General features: G+C 65.8%; 19 protein-coding genes and 1 tRNA gene. 5 read left to right on the top strand and 15 right to left on the bottom strand.

Going from position 1 to position 19417, the window contains the following annotated elements; genetic code table 11:
* Window positions 1-3 precede the first annotated feature (3 nt).
* The 3 genes from ASF77_RS14895 to ASF77_RS14905 are packed head-to-tail and all read right to left on the bottom strand — an operon-like array spanning window position 4 to window position 3762.
* Window positions 4-1530 carry an HD domain-containing phosphohydrolase gene (locus tag ASF77_RS14895; protein WP_056340886.1) on the bottom strand — a complete coding sequence of 509 codons (1527 nt, stop codon included), beginning with the start codon at window positions 1528-1530 and terminating at the stop codon, window positions 4-6.
* Window positions 1520-1921: a response regulator gene (locus ASF77_RS14900; protein ID WP_056340887.1), complete on the bottom strand. Its 402-nt coding sequence runs from the start codon at window positions 1919-1921 to the stop codon at window positions 1520-1522. Before ASF77_RS14900 ends, ASF77_RS14895 begins: the two co-directional genes overlap by 11 nt.
* Window positions 1918-3762, bottom strand: coding sequence for a PAS domain-containing sensor histidine kinase (locus ASF77_RS14905; protein ID WP_056340889.1), 1845 nt, complete (start codon window positions 3760-3762; stop codon window positions 1918-1920). The genes ASF77_RS14900 and ASF77_RS14905 overlap by 4 nt, the downstream gene beginning before the upstream one ends.
* 251 nt (window positions 3763-4013) lie before the next feature.
* Here ASF77_RS14905 and ASF77_RS14910 point away from each other — a divergent pair, with 251 nt between their 5' ends.
* The 3 genes from ASF77_RS14910 to udk all read left to right on the top strand — a co-directional run bounded on the left by ASF77_RS14910 (window position 4014) and on the right by udk (window position 7307).
* Window positions 4014-6008 (top strand): helicase-related protein, encoded by a 1995-nt coding sequence (locus ASF77_RS14910; RefSeq protein ID WP_056340890.1) that lies wholly within the window; start codon window positions 4014-4016, stop codon window positions 6006-6008.
* Window positions 6009-6160: 152 nt separating this feature from the next.
* Window positions 6161-6577 carry a PaaI family thioesterase gene (locus ASF77_RS14915; RefSeq protein WP_056340892.1) on the top strand — a complete coding sequence of 139 codons (417 nt, stop codon included), beginning with the start codon at window positions 6161-6163 and terminating at the stop codon, window positions 6575-6577.
* A gap of 88 nt (window positions 6578-6665) precedes the next feature.
* Window positions 6666-7307, top strand: a complete 642-nt coding sequence (gene udk, locus ASF77_RS14920; RefSeq protein WP_056340895.1) for a uridine kinase — start codon at window positions 6666-6668, stop codon at window positions 7305-7307.
* 61 nt (window positions 7308-7368) lie between these two features.
* On the opposite strand, the gene ASF77_RS14925 is transcribed toward udk, so the two are convergent.
* From ASF77_RS14925 to ASF77_RS14950, 6 genes are all read right to left on the bottom strand, one after another.
* Entirely contained in the window at window positions 7369-8010 is a 642-nt protein-coding gene (locus ASF77_RS14925) for a hypothetical protein (RefSeq protein WP_156648904.1), read from the bottom strand.
* A 194-nt stretch (window positions 8011-8204) separates the two neighbouring features.
* Complete coding sequence (locus tag ASF77_RS14930; RefSeq protein ID WP_156648905.1) at window positions 8205-8723, bottom strand: peroxiredoxin; 519 nt, start codon at window positions 8721-8723, stop codon at window positions 8205-8207.
* Window positions 8724-8763: 40 nt separating this feature from the next.
* The gene (locus tag ASF77_RS14935) at window positions 8764-9399 is read right to left on the bottom strand and encodes a BON domain-containing protein (protein ID WP_056340899.1); all 636 of its coding nucleotides are present in this window, start codon (window positions 9397-9399) and stop codon (window positions 8764-8766) included.
* Window positions 9392-9988 carry a phosphoheptose isomerase gene (locus ASF77_RS14940; RefSeq protein ID WP_056340902.1) on the bottom strand — a complete coding sequence of 199 codons (597 nt, stop codon included), beginning with the start codon at window positions 9986-9988 and terminating at the stop codon, window positions 9392-9394. Before ASF77_RS14940 ends, ASF77_RS14935 begins: the two co-directional genes overlap by 8 nt.
* Before the next feature lie 78 nt (window positions 9989-10066).
* A complete protein-coding gene (locus ASF77_RS14945) occupies window positions 10067-10423 on the bottom strand; it encodes a YraN family protein (protein WP_056340903.1) in 357 nt (118 codons plus the stop codon).
* Between the two features lies 1 nt (window position 10424).
* A complete protein-coding gene (locus tag ASF77_RS14950; protein WP_056340905.1) occupies window positions 10425-11693 on the bottom strand; it encodes a penicillin-binding protein activator in 1269 nt (422 codons plus the stop codon).
* Between the two features lie 19 nt (window positions 11694-11712).
* Here ASF77_RS14950 and rsmI point away from each other — a divergent pair, with 19 nt between their 5' ends.
* Window positions 11713-12618 (top strand): 16S rRNA (cytidine(1402)-2'-O)-methyltransferase, encoded by a 906-nt coding sequence (gene rsmI, locus ASF77_RS14955; protein ID WP_056341241.1) that lies wholly within the window; start codon window positions 11713-11715, stop codon window positions 12616-12618.
* Between the two features lie 56 nt (window positions 12619-12674).
* On the opposite strand, the gene ASF77_RS14960 is transcribed toward rsmI, so the two are convergent.
* The gene (locus tag ASF77_RS14960; protein ID WP_056340907.1) at window positions 12675-13295 is read right to left on the bottom strand and encodes a hypothetical protein; all 621 of its coding nucleotides are present in this window, start codon (window positions 13293-13295) and stop codon (window positions 12675-12677) included.
* 83 nt (window positions 13296-13378) lie between these two features.
* Between ASF77_RS14960 and ASF77_RS14965 the strand changes: the two genes are divergently transcribed.
* Window positions 13379-13455 (top strand) — tRNA-Pro (locus ASF77_RS14965).
* Between the two features lie 132 nt (window positions 13456-13587).
* On the opposite strand, the gene ASF77_RS14970 is transcribed toward ASF77_RS14965, so the two are convergent.
* The 5 genes from ASF77_RS14970 to bioD are packed head-to-tail and all read right to left on the bottom strand — an operon-like array spanning window position 13588 to window position 19387.
* The gene (locus tag ASF77_RS14970; protein WP_056340909.1) at window positions 13588-14508 is read right to left on the bottom strand and encodes a hydroxymethylglutaryl-CoA lyase; all 921 of its coding nucleotides are present in this window, start codon (window positions 14506-14508) and stop codon (window positions 13588-13590) included.
* Between the two features lies 1 nt (window position 14509).
* On the bottom strand, window positions 14510-15448 hold the full coding sequence (locus ASF77_RS14975) for a glyoxylate/hydroxypyruvate reductase A (protein ID WP_056340911.1): 939 nt from the start codon (window positions 15446-15448) through the stop codon (window positions 14510-14512).
* The gene (locus tag ASF77_RS14980; RefSeq protein ID WP_056340912.1) at window positions 15448-17499 is read right to left on the bottom strand and encodes an acetyl/propionyl/methylcrotonyl-CoA carboxylase subunit alpha; all 2052 of its coding nucleotides are present in this window, start codon (window positions 17497-17499) and stop codon (window positions 15448-15450) included. The genes ASF77_RS14975 and ASF77_RS14980 overlap by 1 nt, the downstream gene beginning before the upstream one ends.
* Window positions 17500-17542: 43 nt before the next feature.
* Entirely contained in the window at window positions 17543-18574 is a 1032-nt protein-coding gene (gene bioB / locus ASF77_RS14985) for a biotin synthase BioB (protein ID WP_229445453.1), read from the bottom strand.
* Between the two features lie 21 nt (window positions 18575-18595).
* Window positions 18596-19387: a dethiobiotin synthase gene (gene bioD / locus ASF77_RS14990; protein ID WP_056341243.1), complete on the bottom strand. Its 792-nt coding sequence runs from the start codon at window positions 19385-19387 to the stop codon at window positions 18596-18598.
* Between the last annotated feature and the right edge of the window lie 30 nt (window positions 19388-19417).

The following is a 19417-nucleotide window of genomic DNA, read 5'->3' on the forward strand; positions in this document are numbered from 1 at the left end:
CATTTAGGCTGCGGCTTTGACGCTGGCTTCCACGTCGCGCGCGATATTGAAACGGGCGATCCATTCCGGCTCCGCGGCGCAGACTTCTTCGAAGACCCGGATGATGGCCGGGTCGAGCTGGCTGCCGGCCACGCGGCGGATCTCGGCCATCGCCACTTCGTGGCTGCGTCCGGCGCGGTAGGCGCGCGAGCTGGTGATGGAATCGTAGGTGTCGGCCACCGCGATGATGCGCGCGTGCAGCGGGATGTCGTTGCCCTTCAGGCCATGCGGGTAGCCGGTGCCGTCGTATTTTTCCTGGTGGTGGCGCGCGCCCGGCACCGCACCCTTCAAACGGTCGATGTGGCGCAGGATCTCGTAGCTGCGCTCCGGGTGCACTTTGATGAACGTGAACTCGTCGGCGGTGAGGCGGCCTGGTTTACACAGCACCGCGTCGGGAATGCCGATCTTGCCCACGTCGTGCAGGAGCGAACCCCAGTACAGATCCTCGGTGTCGCGCGTACCCAGGTGCATGGCGGCGCCGATCTGCATCGTGATGTAGTGCACGCGTTCGGAGTGGCCGCGCGTGTACGGGTCTTTCGCCTCGACCGCTTCGATCAGGGCGTTCGCCATCTGGTCGTTGAACTTCTGGGTTTCGGCCAGCATGCCGTACATCTTCGACAAGCCGGAGAGCTGGTTCGCCAGCAGTTCGCCGAGCTTGCGGTCGCTGTTCGAGAAATCGGGTTTCTCCAGGTGATTCGCCAGCACCAGGATCGCCACCACGCTGCGGTCGTGGATCACCGGGCAGCACAGCAGTTTGAAAGGCAGGTCGGTGAAGATATAAGCGCGGCGCGGATCATCGACATCGTTGATGACGATCGGCGCGCGCGCCGAGTGCGTAAAGCGGTACAGATCGCCGCGCATCTCGACCAGCACCAGATCCAGGTTGTGGATCGGCGCCGACAGGTTCGTGGCGTGCACGCACAGGCCCTCGCCCGGTTTCACGAAGGCGGCGACGTCGGCATCCATGTGCTCGGCCCAGCTTTGCAGCAGCTTCTGGAACAGGTCGGCGCCGGGTTCGAGCTGCTGCACCTGCTTGTCGATGGCGTACACCAGGTGCAGTTCCTCGTAGCGCTCGGACAGTTCCAGCGCCATGTTGTCGAGTTCGCGCTTGGCGGCGACCTCGTCGGCAATGCCGGCGCCGATGTCCTCGAGAGTCTCGGCCAGCACGTCCCAGGCGACCGGGGCTTCGGCCAGGTTCGCCACCCGCACCGCCAGGTAGCCGAGCAGGCCGCTCTTGGCGTGGATCGCCATGTAGAGCATCGTGACGCCGTCGGCGTCGTGGCGCTGCATGCCGTCGCCGATCGCCGGCCAGGCGAAGCCGCCCGCGCACTGGGCGCCGATCCAGGCGCCGATGTCGCTTGCCGGCAGCGCCGCCCAGGCGGGCGCGCCGTCGGCGTGGCAGACCGCGAAGTCGTGCTCGACGCCGGTGATGCGGCGCAGCCAGCGCGCGTAGCGGGTGTAATCGAGGTCGTTGAGGAGCTCAAGCTGCATGGTGGTTCTCCTGCGCGGCGGCGCTTGCAAAGTGTTGGGCCAGGCGCGCGACCAGTTGGCGCGGGCTGAGCGGCTTTTCGAGGAAGTCGACATTGGCCAGTGCGCGCACCCATTCGCGCTCGCCCGAAGCCGTCATCGAGGTCATCACGAAGATCGGAAAGGTTTCGTCCGGATAGCGTGCGCGCGCGGTGCGGCACAACTCGCGGCCGTCCATGCCGGCCATCTGGATGTCGCTGACCATCACGTCGGGCCGGCGCGCGTCCATCTTGGCAAGCGCCTCGGCACCGTCGTTGGCGCTGGCGACCTCGTAGCCTTCGCGTTCGAGCATCAGGCGCAGCACGCGGATCACGTGCGGCTCGTCGTCGACGAGCAGGATGGTGCGTTTGTTCATAGGACTTGGCCTCCTTCGACCAGGGCCGGCATCTTTTTCAGGTGGATCGAGAACACGCTGCCGTGTCCGAGCTCGCTGTCGATCGTCAGGCGGCCGTGGTGCAGCTCGACGATCTGGTTGGTCAGGTACAGCCCGAGGCCATGGCCGCCGCGTTGTTCGGCGCCGCTTTCGCGCACGCGGAAGAATTTCTCGGTCACGCGCTCGCGGTCTTCCGGCGTCATGCCGATGCCGCTGTCGCGCACGGCGATGACGACGTCGGCATCGCCTTCCTCGGCCGCCAGCACGACGCTGCCGCCGGACTGGTTGTACTTGATGGCGTTGTTGAGCAGGTTGTTCAGGGCGATGCGGAACAGATCCTTGTCGACCGAGACCGCGGCCAGGTCGCGCGCCACCTGCAGCTCGAGGCGGATGCCCTTGTTCTCGGCGCGCGAACGGGCCTGCTGGAAGGCGTCGCGCAACAGATCGTCGAGTTTGACACGATGACGCTCGGGACGCATGCTGCCCATTTCCAGCTTGCTGACGTTGAGCAGGTTGTTGACGAGCGAATTCATGCGCTCGACCTCGTCCTGGATCACGTTGATCGCTTCCACGCGCACGGCCGGATCGTCGATGCCGGCGTCGGCCAGCATCTCGCCATACATGCCGATCACGTTCAGCGGCGATTTCAGCTCGTGCGCCACGTGGGCGACGAAATCGTTGCCGGCCTGGCGCGCCAGGTGCTCTCGGGTGGCGTCGCGCAGCACGACCAGGGTGCCGTAGCCCATCGAGTGGCCGAGCAGGGCCTGGGCCGTGGCCCATAATCGCTTGTCGGGCACGCCGGCCGGATTGAATTCGATCGTCATCTGGCTGCGCGTGTCCAAGCCGGCGCTGCGGAATCGTGCCAGCATCGCGCGCAATTCCGGGTCGCGGCACCAGGCCTCGACCGGCTGCGACAGCACCTCGGCGACCGGCACGCCCAGCAGCGGCTCGATCTTGCCGGTGGCGAAAGTCACTTCGCCGGCCGGATCCAGCACCAATAGCCCGTCGGGCAGGCATTGCAGCACGGCCTGCATCTTGTTGCTGCCGTATTCGAGCAGGCGCCCGCTGGCCATGCTCGCCACGCTTTCCTGTTCCAGTTCGCGGATGCGCGCGCTGGCCTGGTCGAGGTAGCGGTTCAGTTTATGGGCCAGGCCGCGCACGTCGGCATCGCTGTCGGCGTTGGCAGGGTCGGCGCTTGCCGCTGCCAGTGCCGGGCTGGCGCCGCTCTGGGCGGCCACGGTGCGCAGCTGCTCACCGAGGGCGGCCAGCGGCGCCATCTCGCGCTTGATCACCAGGTAGATCAGCGGCACCAGCAGGAACATGGCCAGCGCGATCAGCGCGTAGAAGGGCAGATCCTTCATATTGAAAGGGGAACGTGGCTCGAAATAGCCGATGCGTACCTGTAGTTTCTCGTCGGCGCTGGCCAACGGCCCATAGAATTCGCGGATCGCGCGCCGGTTCTGGTCGGCGGCAACCTGGCGTTCGGCGAAGCCGGTCAATGCCAGCACAGCCGGCGGCGGCACCAGGGCGCCGGCGCTGGCCACTTCGGCCAGGTTGCGGCCATTGTCCTGACTGACTGCGGCGTAGGCGAAATCGGGATTGTCGCGGTAGGCCAGGATCGAATCGAGCACCCCCGGCTGGCCCTTGCCCGGCACCAGCACGGCCACCGGCAGCGCGGCCAGCGAGCGCACCATGCCCAGGCCTTGCACGCGTACCTGTTCGGCGTGTTCGGTCTGCTGGCGCTGGAGCAGCAGCGTCACGACCACTGCGATCACCGCCAGCATGGAGCCGACGAGAATCAGTCCGATCCTGTTATTTTTCATATGGGCGGTACTTCCGGGTGGCGGGACGCGGGTAAAAGTAAGTGATGGGGAGCGTCAGACTATAGTTGAAAATTTCTTTCAGGAAAATAACATTCTGCTTTCGCAGCCCCTCCGGTCAAAGTTTTGTCGATAGCGGGACACACTTCCGGACGAATCGCCAACTTTCCGACGGCAGCGTCTCCGTGTTCTGGAACCGGGGCTTCGGGCCAAGCGCGCTATAGTGATAACAACCAGACATCATCTCCCCCAACATGAGCCATCCACGCAACGACGCTTCCGATAACAACAACGACACGGGCGGCGACGACGCCTTCCTCGAGCGCGAACTCGACCTGGCCGCGCGCGGCATCGAACTGGTCAAAATGGAAGGGCGGGTGTTCCTGCGCTTTTCCGGCGAAGTGCGCTACGAGGGCTTGCGCGTGCCCTACGCCCTGGTGCCCGCGCGCGGCGTGCTGGCCAAACCGAGTAAATGGCGCAAGATGGACTTGATCGCGCGGCGCGCGCTGATCGAGGAGCGCACCGGAGATAAAGCCCTGGCCGAACTGCAGCTCGACGCCGAGGAGTTCGTGCGCGACATCGCCGAGCAGGCCGACGATGCCGGCTTCGACCCGCGCGTTTTCCTCGGCGTGCTGGACGAACTGGAAACCTCGGAGCCGGCCGAGTATGTGTTCGAGCGCATCCGCCAGCGCGTCGAGCATGCGATCGAGCGCGAGCAGGAAGAGCGCCACGCCGCCCGCACCAAGGAAAGCATCAACCTGGCCGAGTACCCGGAATCGTTCGAGGTGGCCAGCCGCATGCAGAGAAAATTCATCGCGCTGCTGGGGCCGACGAATTCCGGTAAGACCCACCGCGCGATGGAAGCGCTGGCGAAGGCGAAGAGCGGCGCCTACCTGGCTCCGCTGCGCCTGCTGGCGCTGGAAAACTACGAGCGCCTGCAGGCGGCGCGTCCGCACGGCGAGCCGATCAAGGTAAGTTTAATTACGGGCGAGGAGCGGCGCGTGGTGGAGGGCAGTACCCACGTCGCCAGCACGGTCGAAATGCTCGACAGTAAAACGCCGATCGAAGTCGCCGTGATCGACGAAATCCAGATGCTGGCCGACCGCGACCGCGGCGCCGCCTGGACCGCCGCCGTCTGCGGCGCGCCGGCATCGACGGTGTACCTGGTCGGCGCCCCGGAAGCGCGGCGCGCCATCGAGGCCCTGGCCGAACGGCTGGAAGTGCCGCTGGAAGTCCACGTATTAAAACGCATGGCGCCGCTGGCGATGGAGCCGGGGCCGGTGCGCAAACTGTCGAACCTGCGCCGCGGCGACGCCGTCATCGCCTTTTCCCGACGCGACGTGCTGATGTGGCGCGACATGATCACCGAGAAGGGCCTATCGGTCGCCACCGTCTACGGCAACCTTTCGCCCGAGGTGCGCCGCGCCCAGGCCGAGCGTTTCAGAGAGGGACAGGCCGACATCGTGGTCGGCACCGACGCCCTCGCCATGGGCCTGAATATGCCGATCGCGCGCATCGTGATGACGACGGCGGTGAAATACAACGGTGTCGAGGAAGAAGAGATTTCGGCGGCACTGGCGAAACAGATCGCCGGACGCGCCGGGCGCTACGGCGTGCACGAAGAAGGGTTTGTCGCCGGCTACGACGACGACACCCACGAAGTCATGCGCGCCCTGATGAAGGAAAAGATTCCGCCGGTGCCGGCCACCGGCTTCGCCGTCGCCCCCTCACTGGAACAGCTGCACCGGATTTCCTCGGTGACCGGCGAGACCTCTTTAGTCAAACTGCTGCGCCGCTTCGTGCACAACATCGACGTGCCGGACGGCTTCTTCTATCCGCGCATCACCGAAGACCAGAACGAGCGCGCCGAATGGCTCGACACCCTGGATCTGACGGTGGCCGAGAAATTCATGCTCTCCCTGGTGCCGATCTCGAGCCGGGTGCCGATGCTGCAAAGCGCCTGGGAACACTGGGCCCTGGCGCTGGCCAAGAAAAAGGTGTCCAAATTGACACCGCATCCGGAAGGCCTGTTCTGGAAAAACCTGCAGGAAGTCGAAGACACCTGCCGCATGTATTCGGCCTATGCCTGGCTCGGCTATCGCGCACCGGAATATTTCCCGAGTATCGAGGAAGCCCAGCAATTGGCGCGCGAAGCCTCGGAGCGGGTCGATTCGTTGCTGCAGCAGCAGAATGCCGCCACGCGCAAGCGGCAGGGGGGACATGCCAGTAAGCCCAAGCGCCGCGCCTGACCGGGAGGCGCCGTAGGGGTGGGCGAGGCCGATGGCCTCGCCCACGGTTTCACCGGGCATGCCCACGCGGACATACGCGCCGTGTTGGCACCCCCGGCAAGCCGCAGCCACCCGGTGTACGATATGAAGTCCACCACTCGTCACTCATCGACATGACCGCACCTACCCTAGAAGCCTTCAATCAACGCGGCGTCGGCACGCTGCCCGGCTACCTCGGCATCGAGATCCTGGAAGTCGGGCACCAGACCCTGACCGCGCAATTGCCGATCAAGCCGCACCACCTGGCGCCGAACGGCTACCTGCACGCCGGCAGCGTAGTGACGCTGGCCGATACGGCCGCCGGCTACGCCTGCATCGCCAGCCTGCCCGAAGGCGCCCAGAGTTTCACGACGATCGAACTGAAATCGAACCATTTCAGCACCGCACGCGAAGGCACAATCATGGCCGTGGCCAGCCTGGTGCATGGCGGACGCACGACCCAGGTCTGGGATGTGAAGGTGACGGACAAGTCCAACGGCAAGACCATCGCCCTGTTCCGTTGCACCCAGATGATCCTGTACCCGAAATAAGCCGCAGTAGCCGGGAAAACCCGGTCTCGGCGCCGGAGCGCGGCGTAGCGCACTGTCGGTTCGCGCGCCGCTCCGGTATCATGCGGGGATGAATGCGATTTCCTATCAGCCGTTCGTCATTGGTGTTGCCGGCGGCAGCGGCAGCGGCAAGTCGACGGTGACCCAGCAAGTACTGGCCTCGTTCGGCGCCGAGATGGTGTCGGTGGTGATGCAGGACGATTACTACCGCGACCAGTCCGACCTCACCCCCGAAGTGCGCCGCAAGCAGAACTACGACCATCCGCAAGCCTTCGACTGGCCATTGCTGGTCGAGCACGTGCGCGCGCTGCGCAATGGCGAAGCGATCGAGATGCCGGAGTACGATTTCACGATCGACAACCGCTCGAACAAAACCATCCCTGTAAAACCGGCGCCGGTCATCGTGATCGAGGGTTTATTTGCCCTGTACGACGCGGATCTGCGCAAGATGATGTCGCTGAAGATTTTCGTCGACACCGCCGCCGACGTGCGTTTTATTCGCCGCATGCAGCGCGACATCGCCGAGCGCGGCCGCTCGATGGAAAGCATCGTCGCCCAGTACCTGGAAACGGTGCGCCCGATGCACAAGCAATTCATCGAGCCGACCAAACGCCACGCCGACGTCATCTTGCCGCACGGCGCGAACAATCCGGCAATCGATGTGATTACCACCAAGGTAGCGAGTGTGATCGGCCAGCTTAGGCAGCCGTAATCTGCAGTCCTGGGCGCCAGCGTTAAAAGAATTAACGCATCCTAGTAAACGTTAAGAAAAATTAAGGCAGAGGCGGCACGCACGCGGCTGCGACGCCGCCCGCGCTGCCGCCGACGGCCGGCAAGTCCGAGGGCGGCTTGCCATTGCCCACCAGGATCGCCGGCTGGCCCTTGTAGCTCAGCTTCAATTCCTCTCCGGCGTAGTTGACGAGCGCCTTCGGCACGAAGATGGCGAAGCGGTAGTTCAGGTCGGGATAAAAGCCGGTATGAAAAATCTGCTCGTGCGGCCCTTCCTGGATTTCGGCGGCGATGGCGTCGAGGATCGGCAGGGTGTCGCCCGCGTTGTTCAGGTCGACCTGCCCCTGGTAGCGCAGCGAGTAGGGCGGCAGGCCGCCGAACTCGCGGCCCTCGTGGCTGACCCGGAACTGGTTCACATTGTAATGAAAACCGCGGCGCGCCCCTTCGGTGACGTCGACATTGCACAGCACGAACACAGCCCAGAACCCTTCCGAATCGACCGGCGACAGATGGCCGACGCGGTACAGCGCCGCCGACAGCGCGATCGGATTGGTGAAACGGATTTCGTGGGCGTTGGCCACGTGCTGGTAATGCAGCACGGCCAGCGCCTTGGGCCGCGGCCCGGCGCACGCCGCCAGCGCGAGCAGCGCGGCGAGCATGGCTATCCTGCGGATGAAGTGACGCATTGCATCTCCTTTGCGCGCATGGCCGCGACAGCGTGCCTGCGAATGCATCAAGCTTGGCCGGTTCCGGCGTCGCGGGCTTGAGCTAAGTCAGGCGTGCTGTAGCATTCGCGCCGCCCGGTGCGCCCTGCCATGCATACGGGCCAGTGTAATGACAGATCGTCATCACGGCAAGGCGAGCACGGCCGACGTGGGCTTCAACCGGCGGCCAGCGCCTTTTGCAGCAGGGCGTGTACCTGCGTGAAATCCGGTTCGCCGACGTAGCGCTTGAGGATGGTGCCGTCCTTACCGATGACGAAGGTGGTCGGCGTCAGGGTGACGTCGCCGAAGGATTTGGCGATGTCGCCGCCGGCATCGAGGGCGACGATGAAGGGCAGCTTGCGCGTTTCGGTAAAGTTCAGCACGTAGTTCGGCGGGTCGTACTGCATGGCCACCGCAACGAATTCCAGGCCTTGATCCTTGAACTTGTTGTAGGTGTCGACCATGGCCGGCATTTCCTTCACGCAGGTCGTGCACGAAGTCGCCCAGAAATTCACCATGACCACTTTACCGCGCAGTTTGGCGGTATCGATCTTGTCGCCGGCGATGCTGATGAAGGTGACTTGCGGCGCCTGTTCGCCGCGCGCAAACAGGGTGTAGCCGCCGCCCGCCAGCGCCAGCACGAGCGCGCCGATGGCGGCAGGCTTGATCCAGGAAGATGTTTTACTAGCAGTCATGGCACGGATAAAAAAAGCGGAGCCCATGGCTCCGCCTGGATTACAGGGCGACCGACGAACTCTTCGGATACTGGGTGCGCAGTTCTTCTTCAGTGATGTACTCGAAAATCTTCACGACACGCTGCACGCCGGCGACGCTCTTCGCGATGTTCGCGCCCAGGTCGCCTTCGCGCTGGGTCACGCGGCCCATCAGGTAGACGGTGCCGCGTTCGGTGACCACTTTGAACGAGGTCGCCGAGATCGTCTTCATTTCGACCAGGCTGCCCTTGACGTTGGCGGTGATGAGCGCGTCCGACGAGCGCGAGGTATAGCTCGACGGGCCGGCGACGACCAGTTCGTTGATCACGGTGACGACGTTCTCGATGCCGCGCACTTCGCGTTCGACGGCGGCCTTCATCGCCTCGTCGCGCACTTCGCCGGTCAGCAGCACCTTGCGATTAAAACTGGCGATGTTGACGTGGCCGGCGCTGCCGACGATCTTCGGCACCTGCACCTCGGCCTTGACCGTGATCGACTTGTCCTCGGTCTGCGCGCCCAGCGTGCGCCGGTCCATGGTGGCGGCCGCACCCATGGCGGCGCCGCCCACGACCAGCGGCACGCAGCCCTGCAGCGCGCCGAGCAGAGACACGCACAGGACGGCTTTCGCCAGGGAGCCCTTCAGGCCGGGTTTATTCATTCTCGTCTCCTCCGAATAGCGCGACGTCGATGCCGTCGCAAATAGCGTGAATCGCGACCAGGTGGACTTCCTGGATACGCGCGGTGCGGCTGTGGGCCACGTTGATGTGGACGTCGGCGTCGGTCAGCAATTTCGCCAGCGCGCCGCCATCCTTGCCGGTGAAGGCGACGATGCGCATTTCGCGCTCGAGCGCCGCTTCAACGGCGGCCAGCACGTTGCCCGAATTGCCCGAGGTCGAGATCGCCAGCAGGATGTCGCCGGCCTGGCCGAAGGCCTGCACCTGCTTCGAGAAGATCTCGCGGTAGCTGTAATCGTTGGCGACGGCCGTCAGGATCGAGGTGTCGGTGGTCAGGGCGATGGCGGGCAGCGGAAAGCGCTCGCGCTCGAAACGGCCGACCAGCTCGGCAGCGAAGTGCTGGCAGTCGGCGGCGGAACCGCCGTTACCGCAGGCCAGGATCTTGTTGCCGTTGGACAGGGCGCCGAACATCAGTTCGATCGCCTGCGAAATAGGTTGCGACAGAGCCGCGGCCGACTTCAGTTTCAAATCGGCGCTCTCCTGGAAGTGCGCGAGGATGCGTTGAGTATTCATAGCCGAAGATTATAGTGCAGTAGGGAGTGCGGGCGGCAAAGCAACGTAAAGTTTGCTTACAAAGTAGGCGGCGGATGCTCAGACCTGAATCGCGTCGCGCAGCCAGTCGAGTTCCTCGCCGTCGATGGCGACGACGTCGAAGCGGCAGGGCGGCAATGTCGGCAGGCGCTGCAGGTAGACCTGGGCGGCCCTGATCAACCTGCGAATTTTGTTGGGGGTGATGCTGGCGGCGGCTCCGCCGTGGCGGCGGTCGGCGCGCTGGCGCACTTCGACGAAGACGAGCGACTCGCCGTCGCGCATGATCAGGTCGATTTCTCCGCCTTTACAGGTGAAATTCGCTTCGACCAGGGTCAGGCCATGGCGGCGCAGGTAGCGCAGCGCCGTCTGCTCCCAGTCGCGGCCTTGCGCCTGCTTCTCGGACAGGTGCGAACCCATCTCATTTTCCGGCAACCGCTTCGTAGCCGATGCCGTCGCGGTAGACGGCGGCCGCTTCCATGCGCCGCAGCGACCAGGCGCCATTTTCCTGGCGCACCGTCAGGCGCCCGGTGACGCCATCGAGCTCGAACCCCGTGCCCGGCCGCTGCGCCAGCGTGCGCGCCACCTGGAAGGCGTCGATACCGAGCGCATATAAACGCTGCATGTCGAGCGATTCGGCCTCGACCGGGCGCGGGTAGACCATCACTTGCGGATGATCCGGCTGCACCGTCCAGGGCAGGTCGACCAGGCGCACGCCGTCCAGTTCCGGCACCGACAAACCGGGAGAACGGCCCGGATTGGCGGCCGAGATCGCATAGGTCGGCAGCGAGGTGCCGAGGGCGCTGCGTACCTGGCGCAGGGCGCCGGCGTCGAGCGCGGCGAAGACCAGCTGGGGACGGTCGATCTCCATGCGCGAGCGCAGTTCCGCCAGCGCGTTGGCGTCGACATAGCCGTCGACGATCGGCAGTTCGACGCTCGCGTTGTTGTGGCCCAGACGCGCCCAGCGTGCGGTGAAGGCGCCGGCGGCGCGCTGTTGCCAGGCCGCTTTGCCGCCCAGCACCAGGGCGCGTCCGCTCGGGTGTTCCTGCGCGGCCCAGTCGGCCACTTGCCGCGCTTCTTCTTCCAGCGACAGGCCCACCACCAGCAGTTGCGGCGGCAGCGGACGATCCGTTTGGGGGTGGTTCAATGCCAGCGTCGGTTTTGTCACCACATTGCCGGCAATCAGGGCGGCTACGCTCGAGCGTGCCAGCGGGCCGACGACGATGTCGTTCTGCCCGACGGCGCGGGCATAGGCCTGCAAGGTCGATTCAGGGGAATCTCCGCTGGGAATGACGTCGACCTCGATCCCGGCGCGGTCGCGTTCGTGGCCGGCGAGAAAACCCGCGCGCACGGCTTCGGCGGCCTGGCCCAGGCCGGGCGACTGCAGCGGCAGCAGCAGGGCGATGCGCGCCGTGCCGCCGGCCGGTTGAGACTGTGCTTGCGGCGTGCCCGTGCCCGGATACAGTTCCACCGGCGACGTCCGGGTTTCCGATTCGGCCGGCCGCGGCGCTGGCGGCGGCGAGACCGGCTCCTCGGTGCGCGCCCTTGTGTTTGGTTCAAGGGGCGCGCACAATCCGCCCGGTACGCCGCACCCCAGATCGGGCGGCATGGGTGAAGTACAGCCCGCGGCCAGGGTCGCGGCAGCGGCGGCCAGCAGGCCCTTCACAAGATTGAATGTAAGACTTTTCATGAGCACCGACTCCTCCAACATGACCGACAACCAGTCCATCGATATCGCCCAGCTCCCCGTGATGGCCGAGGCAGCTCAACAGTCTTATCCTACAGCAACTTTATATGTGGTGGCCACTCCCATCGGGAACGCCACCGACATCACGCTGCGCGCGCTGCACCTGCTGGCGCTGGCCGACGTGGTCGCCTGCGAGGATACCCGCAAAACCGGCGCCCTGCTCACCCGTTACGGCTTGAACAAGCAGATGGTCGCGGCGCATCAGCATAACGAGCGCGAAGCGGCCGACAAACTGGTGGCACGCCTGCGCGCCGGCGAGCGCGTGGCCCTGGTGTCGGACGCCGGCACCCCCGCCGTCTCCGATCCCGGCGCGCGCATCGTCGACGCCGTGCGGGAAGCCGGCCTGCGCGTGCTGCCGCTGCCGGGCGCCTCGGCCTCGGTCACCGCCCTGTCCGCCTCCGGCCTGGTCAACGACCGTTTCAATTTTGTCGGCTTTTTACCCGCCAAGGCCAAGCAGCGCGAAGCGGCCTTGCAGGAACTGGTGCGCGAACCGGCCACCCTCGTCATCTACGAGGCGCCGCACCGCATCGTCGATTGCGTCGAAGGCTTGATGGCCGTGTTCGAAGGGACGCGCCAGGTGGTGTTCGCGCGCGAACTCACGAAACTGTTCGAAGAGGTGCACCGCTGCCCGCTGCACGAAGCGCTGGCCTGGGTGAAAGCCGACCAGCACCGCGAGCGCGGCGAATTCGTGGTGCTGGTCGAAGGCGCGAGCATCGAGACCGATGCCCAGGATGCCGAGGCCGAACGCATCCTGAACATTTTATTGAGCGAATGCAGCGTCAAGCAGGCGGCGAACCTGACCGCGCAGATTACCGGGCGCAAGAAGAACGCCTTGTACGAGCGCGCCTTGCAGATCAAGGGAGAATGATCCACGCCGGCCACGGATGTAGGGTCGACTCCCGAGTCCACGCGCTAGGCTGGAGGTCACCACTTGCACCCGCTATCCTTCTTGTCCGCCAACAGGATCAGCGGCGCCAACAGCCCGCCGGGAATGCCGTCCTTGCAATTGCGGCGCTTGGCCGCCCCGATCGCGCGCGCGGCGCGGGTTTCCGTTTTCAAAGGGGGATCGGGGAACTGGCCGATCGCCGTACCTTCTTTCGCCGGATCGCGGATATTGGCCAGCGAGCGCGCCATCCGGCGTGCGCCCTCGCGGTCGAAGCGTGGCGTTTCCGGTTCCGATTCCGATTCCGATTCCGGCGCAGCTTGCGGGGTTTGCTCCACGGTGAACGGATCGGGTTGCGCCGGTGTCGGCGCCGGATCGACGGCGATCACGGGCCGCGCCGTTTTGCGCACGCGGCGCGCAGGCTGCGCGGCCGGAGCAGCAGGCGGCGGCGCTGCTTCGACCCGCGGCGCTGGCGGCGGACGCAGGCGCACGGCGAGCGGACGCGGCGCCGCTGCGGGTTCCCGCTGCACGCTGCCGCGCTGCATGCCCAGCACCAGCACATGCAGCAGCAGCGACAGCGCGACACCGGCCGCGATGCGCCGGTGCGTGGCGCCGGCATCGGCCGCAAAGGCCAGGCTGTCCGCGCTTGTCGATCTCACCATTCGCGCTCCCGCTGCACGAAAAATCCACAAAATGAAAACCCGACCTTGACCAAAGGAATCTCAACCGCTATGATGCGTGTCTTCGGAGTGTAGCGCAGCCCGGTAGCGCACCTGGTTTGGGACCAGGGGGTCCAAGGTTCGAATCCTTGTACTCCGACCAGTATGAAGAGAAAAGCCGACAACATCAGTTGTCGGCTTTTTTCGTTTACAAAGCCGGATTCGGATCGCCGATGATCACGCGTGGACGGCAGAGCCGCCCATGCTACGTTCGATTCGCGACGATGCCGATGGTTCAGCCCAAGCGCTTGGCGGCGAGCGCATTCCCCGCGCGGCTGGCGCCTTTGCGGCCGAGCTGCTGCGAGATGAACTGGCCGGCGTCCACCACCTGGTCGAGGTCGATCCCGGTCTCGATGCCGAGGCCGTGCAGCAGGTACAGCACGTCTTCGGTTGCCACGTTCCCGGTCGCGCCCTTGGCATATGGGCAGCCGCCCAGGCCCGAGACCGACGAGTGGAAAATCTGCACGCCGACTTCCAGGCTGGCGTAGATGTTCGCCAGCGCCTGGCCATAGGTGTCGTGGAAGTGGCCGGACAGTTGTTGCAACGGGAATTCGCGCGCCGCTGCCAGCATCACCTCTTGCGTCTTGCGCGCGGTCGAGACGCCGATGGTGTCGGCGATGTCGATCTCGTCGCAGCCGAGGTCGCGCATGCGGCGCACTACGTCGGCCACGGCGTCCAAAGGCACCTCGCCCTGGTAGGGGCAGCCAAAGGCGGTGCTGATGCTGCCGCGCAGGCGCAAACCGTTCGCCTTGGCCGCTTTCGCCACTGGCTCGAAGCGCGCGATCGATTCCGCGATCGAGCAGTTGATGTTCTTTTGCGAAAAGGCTTCCGAGGCCGAGCCGAAGATAACGACTTCATCCGCCTTGGCCGCCAGCGCTGCCTCGAACCCCTGCATGTTCGGCGTCAGCGCCGAATAGATGGTGCCGGGCAGGCGCGTGATCTTCGCCATGACTTCGCTGCTGGTGGCCATCTGCGGCACCCATTTCGGCGACACGAAGGACGCCGCTTCGACATTGCTGAAACCCGCGCGCGAGAGGCGGTCGACCAGCTCGATCTTCACCTCGGCGCTGATGGTTTCCTTTTCGTTCTGCAGGCCGTCGCGCGGACCGACTTCGACCAGTTTGACCTTCTTGGGCAGGCTAGTGTGGCTGTTCATCTCAGTATCCCAGGTTGCGGTCGACGATATCGTCCACCGGTTGATCCGCCTCGAAGGCGGCGATTTTATCGGCGATCTGGCGCACCGCCTCGCTCCGTACCGTCAGCGCCGAGATGTGCGGCGTGATCGTGATGCGCGGCTCGTCCCAGAACGGGTGCGGCGCCGGCAGCGGCTCGTTGCGGAACACGTCGAGCGTGGCGCCGGCGATGTGGCCGCTGCGGATCAGGGTCAACAAATCCGGCTCGGCCAGCTGCGCGCCGCGCGCGACGTTGATCACATACGCGCCTTGCGGCAGGGTGGACAAGCGCCGGCGGTCGAGCAGGTTGTTGGTTTCGCTTGTGAGCGGCAGCAGCGAGACCAGCACCCGTGTGCCGCGCAAAAAATCGTCGAGCTGTTCCATGCCGGCGAAGCAGTCGACGCCATGTAGCTCTTTCGGCGTGCGGCTCCAGCCGCGCACTGGAAACTCGAAGGCGCGCATGGTCTCCACCACGCGCAGTCCCAGCTTGCCGAGGCCCATCACGCCCACCGTAAACTCTTCCTTGGCGTAGACCGGCAGCGGCGACCACAGGCCGTGCCTGGCCTGCTGCTCGTATTCGTCGAAGCGGCGGAAGTAGCGCAGCGTCGCATGGGCGACATATTCCGCCATCTGCACCGCCATGCCGGTGTCGCCCAGGCGCACGATCGGCGCGCTGGGTAGGGCGTCGCCGAATTTCAGGATGGTGTCGGCACCGGCGCCCATCAGGAAGATCGCCTTCAGTTGCGCCGCTTGCGCGAGCTGGGCCAGCAGGCCATGCGAGGGGTTCCACAGCACCGCGTAGTTGCAGGCGCCGAGCTGCTCGCCCTCCTGCCAGCCGAGCGTCTGCACGCCCGGCATGGCGCGCGCCAGACCCTCGGCCCAGGCCGCAATCTGGCCGTCGCCGCGGTACAGCAGCACGCGCATCAGGCAGCCTTGAAGGCCAGCAGCGGCGCCCCGTCCGCGACCTGGTCGCCCACCGCATACAGCACCTCTTCGACCAGGCCGTCGCTCGGCGCGGCGATGGTGTGCTCCATCTTCATCGCTTCCATGATGACCAGCGCCTCTCCCTTTTTCACCGTCTGGCCGCCCTCGACCATGACGGCCACGACCTTGCCCGGCATCGGCGCGGTCAGACGGCCACCGGCGGCTTCGGCTTCGCCGGCATGGGCCATCGGGTCGTTGTAGGCCAGCGTGTGGTGTTCGCCGTTCGTGAACACGTGGAACAGGTCGCCGTCGCGGCGCACGGCGCCGTGCATCGACTGCTCGCCCAGGCGCACCGACAGCGTCGCGCCGTCATGGCCGCTGACGGTCAATGGCTGCTTGAGGCCGTCGATCTCGAGTTCCCAGCCCTGCGGGTGGTACACCACGCCGACCTGGTAGGCACCGCCCGGAAGCGTGGCTGCGTACTCGTCGCCAAAGGAGAGCACGCGGCGGTAGTCGCCGTTCAGGCGCCAGCCCTGCGCCTGGCCCCATGGGTCGGCCGCGTTCGCGGAGGCGCCGGCCGATTGGCGCTTTTCCGCTTCGATCAGCGCCACCGCCGCCAGCGCCAGCGCGCCAGGCGACGCCGCCTTCGAGGGCGGGAACAGGGTCGCGCCATTGCGCTCGATGAGACCGGTGTCGAGATCGGCCGTCGAAAACGCTTCGCCCTCAACCAGGCGTTTCAAGAAGGCGATATTCGTCGCCAGGCCGACGATCTGAAATTCGGCCAGGGCCTGCGACAGGCGCGCCAGCGCTTGCGTGCGATCCACGCCCCAGACGATGAGTTTCGCGATCATCGGATCGTAGAACGGAGAAATCGCATCGCCTTCGCGCACGCCGGAATCGATGCGCACGGCGGCCGGTTCGGTACCCGTCGCACCGGCCACGCCGCCCAGCTCGAAATTCACGGCGGCTGGCGTGTCCATGTGGCGCAGCGTGCCGATCGACGGCAGGAAGCCCTTCTCGGGATTCTCGGCATAGATGCGCGCCTCGATCGCATGGCCGTGGATCGCCAGTTCCGATTGTTTTTTCGGCAGCGGCTGGCCGGCGGCCACGCGCAGCTGCCATTCGACCAGGTCAGTACCGGTGATCATTTCGGTGACCGGGTGTTCCACCTGCAGGCGCGTGTTCATCTCCATGAAGTAGAACGAACCGTCCTGGTTGGCGATGAATTCGACGGTGCCGGCGCCGACATAGCCGACGGCGCGCGCCGCATTCACCGCCGCTTCGCCCATCGCCGCGCGGCGATCGAGCGTCATGCCCGGCGCCGGCGCTTCTTCCAGCACCTTCTGGTGGCGGCGCTGCACCGAGCAGTCGCGCTCGTGCAGGTAGACGCAGTTGCCGAGCGTGTCGGCGAATACCTGGATCTCGATGTGGCGCGGACGGGTCAGGTATTTTTCGACCAGCACCTTGTCGTCGCCGAAGGAACTGATCGCCTCGCGCTTGCAGGAGCCGAGCGCGGCGACGAAGTCCTCGCTGCGCTCGACCACGCGCATGCCCTTGCCGCCGCCGCCGGCGCTCGCCTTGAGCAGCACCGGATAGCCGATGCGGTCGGCCTGCTGGCGCAGGAATTCCGGATCCTGGTTCTCGCCGTGGTAGCCCGGCACCAGCGGCACGTTGGCGCCTTCCATCAACTGCTTGGCGGCCGATTTCGAGCCCATGGCGCGCATCGAGGAACCCGGCGGGCCGATGAAGACCAGGCCGGCGCGCGCGCAGGCTTCGGCGAATTCCGCGTTCTCGGACAGGAAGCCATAGCCCGGGTGGATCGCCTGGGCGCCGGTGGCGAGCGCCACCTCGATGATCTTCTCGCCGCGCAGATAGCTTTCCTTGGCCGCGGCCGGCCCGATCGCCACTGCCTCATCGCAGACCGCAACATGCTTCGACCCGGCGTCCGCTTCCGAATACACGGCGACGGTGCGGATACCCATGCGGCGCGCGGTGGCGGCGACACGGCAGGCGATTTCGCCACGGTTGGCGATGAGGATTTTGGTGAACATGCGTGTGGTCTCGCTTAATTATTAGTGTTTGTCGAATGAATGCTCAGCAGCCGCAAGCTTCTTTCGGCGCCGATTCCAGCGTGGCCGAACGGGTCTTCAGGCCCAGTTTCGCCAGCAGCGCGCGGTCGTCCTCGGCTTCCGGATTGCCCGTGGTGAGCAGCTTGTCGCCGTAGAAAATCGAATTCGCGCCGGCCATGAAGCACATCGCCTGCACGGCTTCGCCCAGCTGGCGCCGGCCGGCTGACAGGCGCACGCGCGCCTGCGGCATGGTGATGCGCGCGACCGCGATGGTGCGCACGAATTCGAGCGGATCGAGCGGATCGAGGCCGTGCAGCGGCGTGCCCTCGACCTGCACCAGGTGGTTCACCGGGACGGACTCCGGATACGGATTCAGGTTCGCCAGCTGCGCCAGCAAACCGGCGCGCTGCTCGCGCGTCTCGCCCATGCCGACGATGCCGCCGCAGCAAACCTTCAGCCCGGCCTGGCGTACGCGGCCCAGGGTATCGAGGCGATCCTGGTATTCGCGGGTCGAGATCACGTTGTTATAGAAGTCCGGCGCGGTGTCGATGTTGTGGTTATAAAAATCGAGGCCGGCGTTTTTCAGCTGTTCGGCCTGGCCCTCTTCGAGCATGCCCAGCGTGGCGCAGGTTTCCATGCCCAGCGCCTTTACTTCGCGCACCATCTCTTCGACCTTGGCCATGTCGCGCTCTTTCGGGCTGCGCCAGGCGGCGCCCATGCAGAAGCGGGTGGCGCCGTTGGCTTTCGCCTGGCGCGCGGCATCGAGCACGGTGTCGATATCCAGGATCTTCTTCGCTTCGACGCCGGTGTCGTAGCGCGCCGCCTGCGGGCAGTAGCCGCAGTCTTCCTCGCAGCCGCCGGTCTTGATCGACAGCAGGGTCGCCAGTTCGACGTCGCCGTCCGGGAAGTGGGCGCGGTGCGCTTCCTGGGCGCGGAACATCAGGTCGTTGAACGGCAGTTCGAACAGGGCCAGCACGTCGGCCAGCGGCCAGGTGGCGTCAAGCCGTTCCTTGATGGCGGTCGGGCGGTGCAGGGCGACGGTATGGGGAGCATTCATGGTAGTCCTTCAGCTTGGGTGTTACGGAGCCCGCGTCGACGGCCAGCCCGGCAGTCCCGCGAGATCGATGAATCGGGCCGCGTTGGCGGCGGTCGCTTGTTCGAGGCGCGGCACGATGCCGAGCAGGGGCGCGGGAATGCGCGCGGCCAGCGCCTCGATGTTCTCGTCAAAAAAGCGCATCTCCGGATCGGCCGTGTTCGCGACCCAGCCGGCCAGCACCAGGTTGCGGGCCACGATCGCCTCGACGGTGAGCAGCGCATGGCTGATGCAGCCCAGGCGCATGCCGACCACCAGGATCACCGGCAAGTTCAGCTGCTCGGCCAGTTGCGCGCTGTCGAAGCTGTCGGAGAAGGGCACGCGGAAGCCGCCCACGCCTTCGACCACGACGGCGTCCGACGCGCCCAAAATTTCGGCATAGGCGGCGATGATCGGCACCGGCTCGATGGTGACGCCTTCCAGCCCGGCCGCGATATGCGGAGCGCAGGCCGCGCGCAGCATGTAGGGCGTGGTGATGTTCTGCGGCAGGTGCACGTTGCCGGCGGCGGCCAGCATGTCGGCGTCCTCGTTGTGCAGCTCGCCGTCGACGATCTCGGCGCCGGCCGCGACCGGCTTCATGCCGCAGGCGCGCTGGCCGCGCTCGACCAGTTTATGCAGGATCGCGCTCGAGACCAGGGTCTTGCCGATCTCGGTGTCGGTGCCGGTGACAAAGCAGCAAAAGCGGGTCGGCAGGCCTTCGCCGGCCAGCGCCTCGGCGGGCGCTGCGGCCGGTTCCGTCGCCGGTTTCGGCAGGGTCGTCGTGCGGCCGGCCACCATTTCGGCGGCCGGTTCCAGGGGCTCGTTCAG

Origin of the sequence: Massilia sp. Leaf139, from assembly GCF_001424165.1 — a bacterium.
Taxonomy (GTDB): Bacteria; Pseudomonadota; Gammaproteobacteria; order Burkholderiales; family Burkholderiaceae_D; genus Telluria.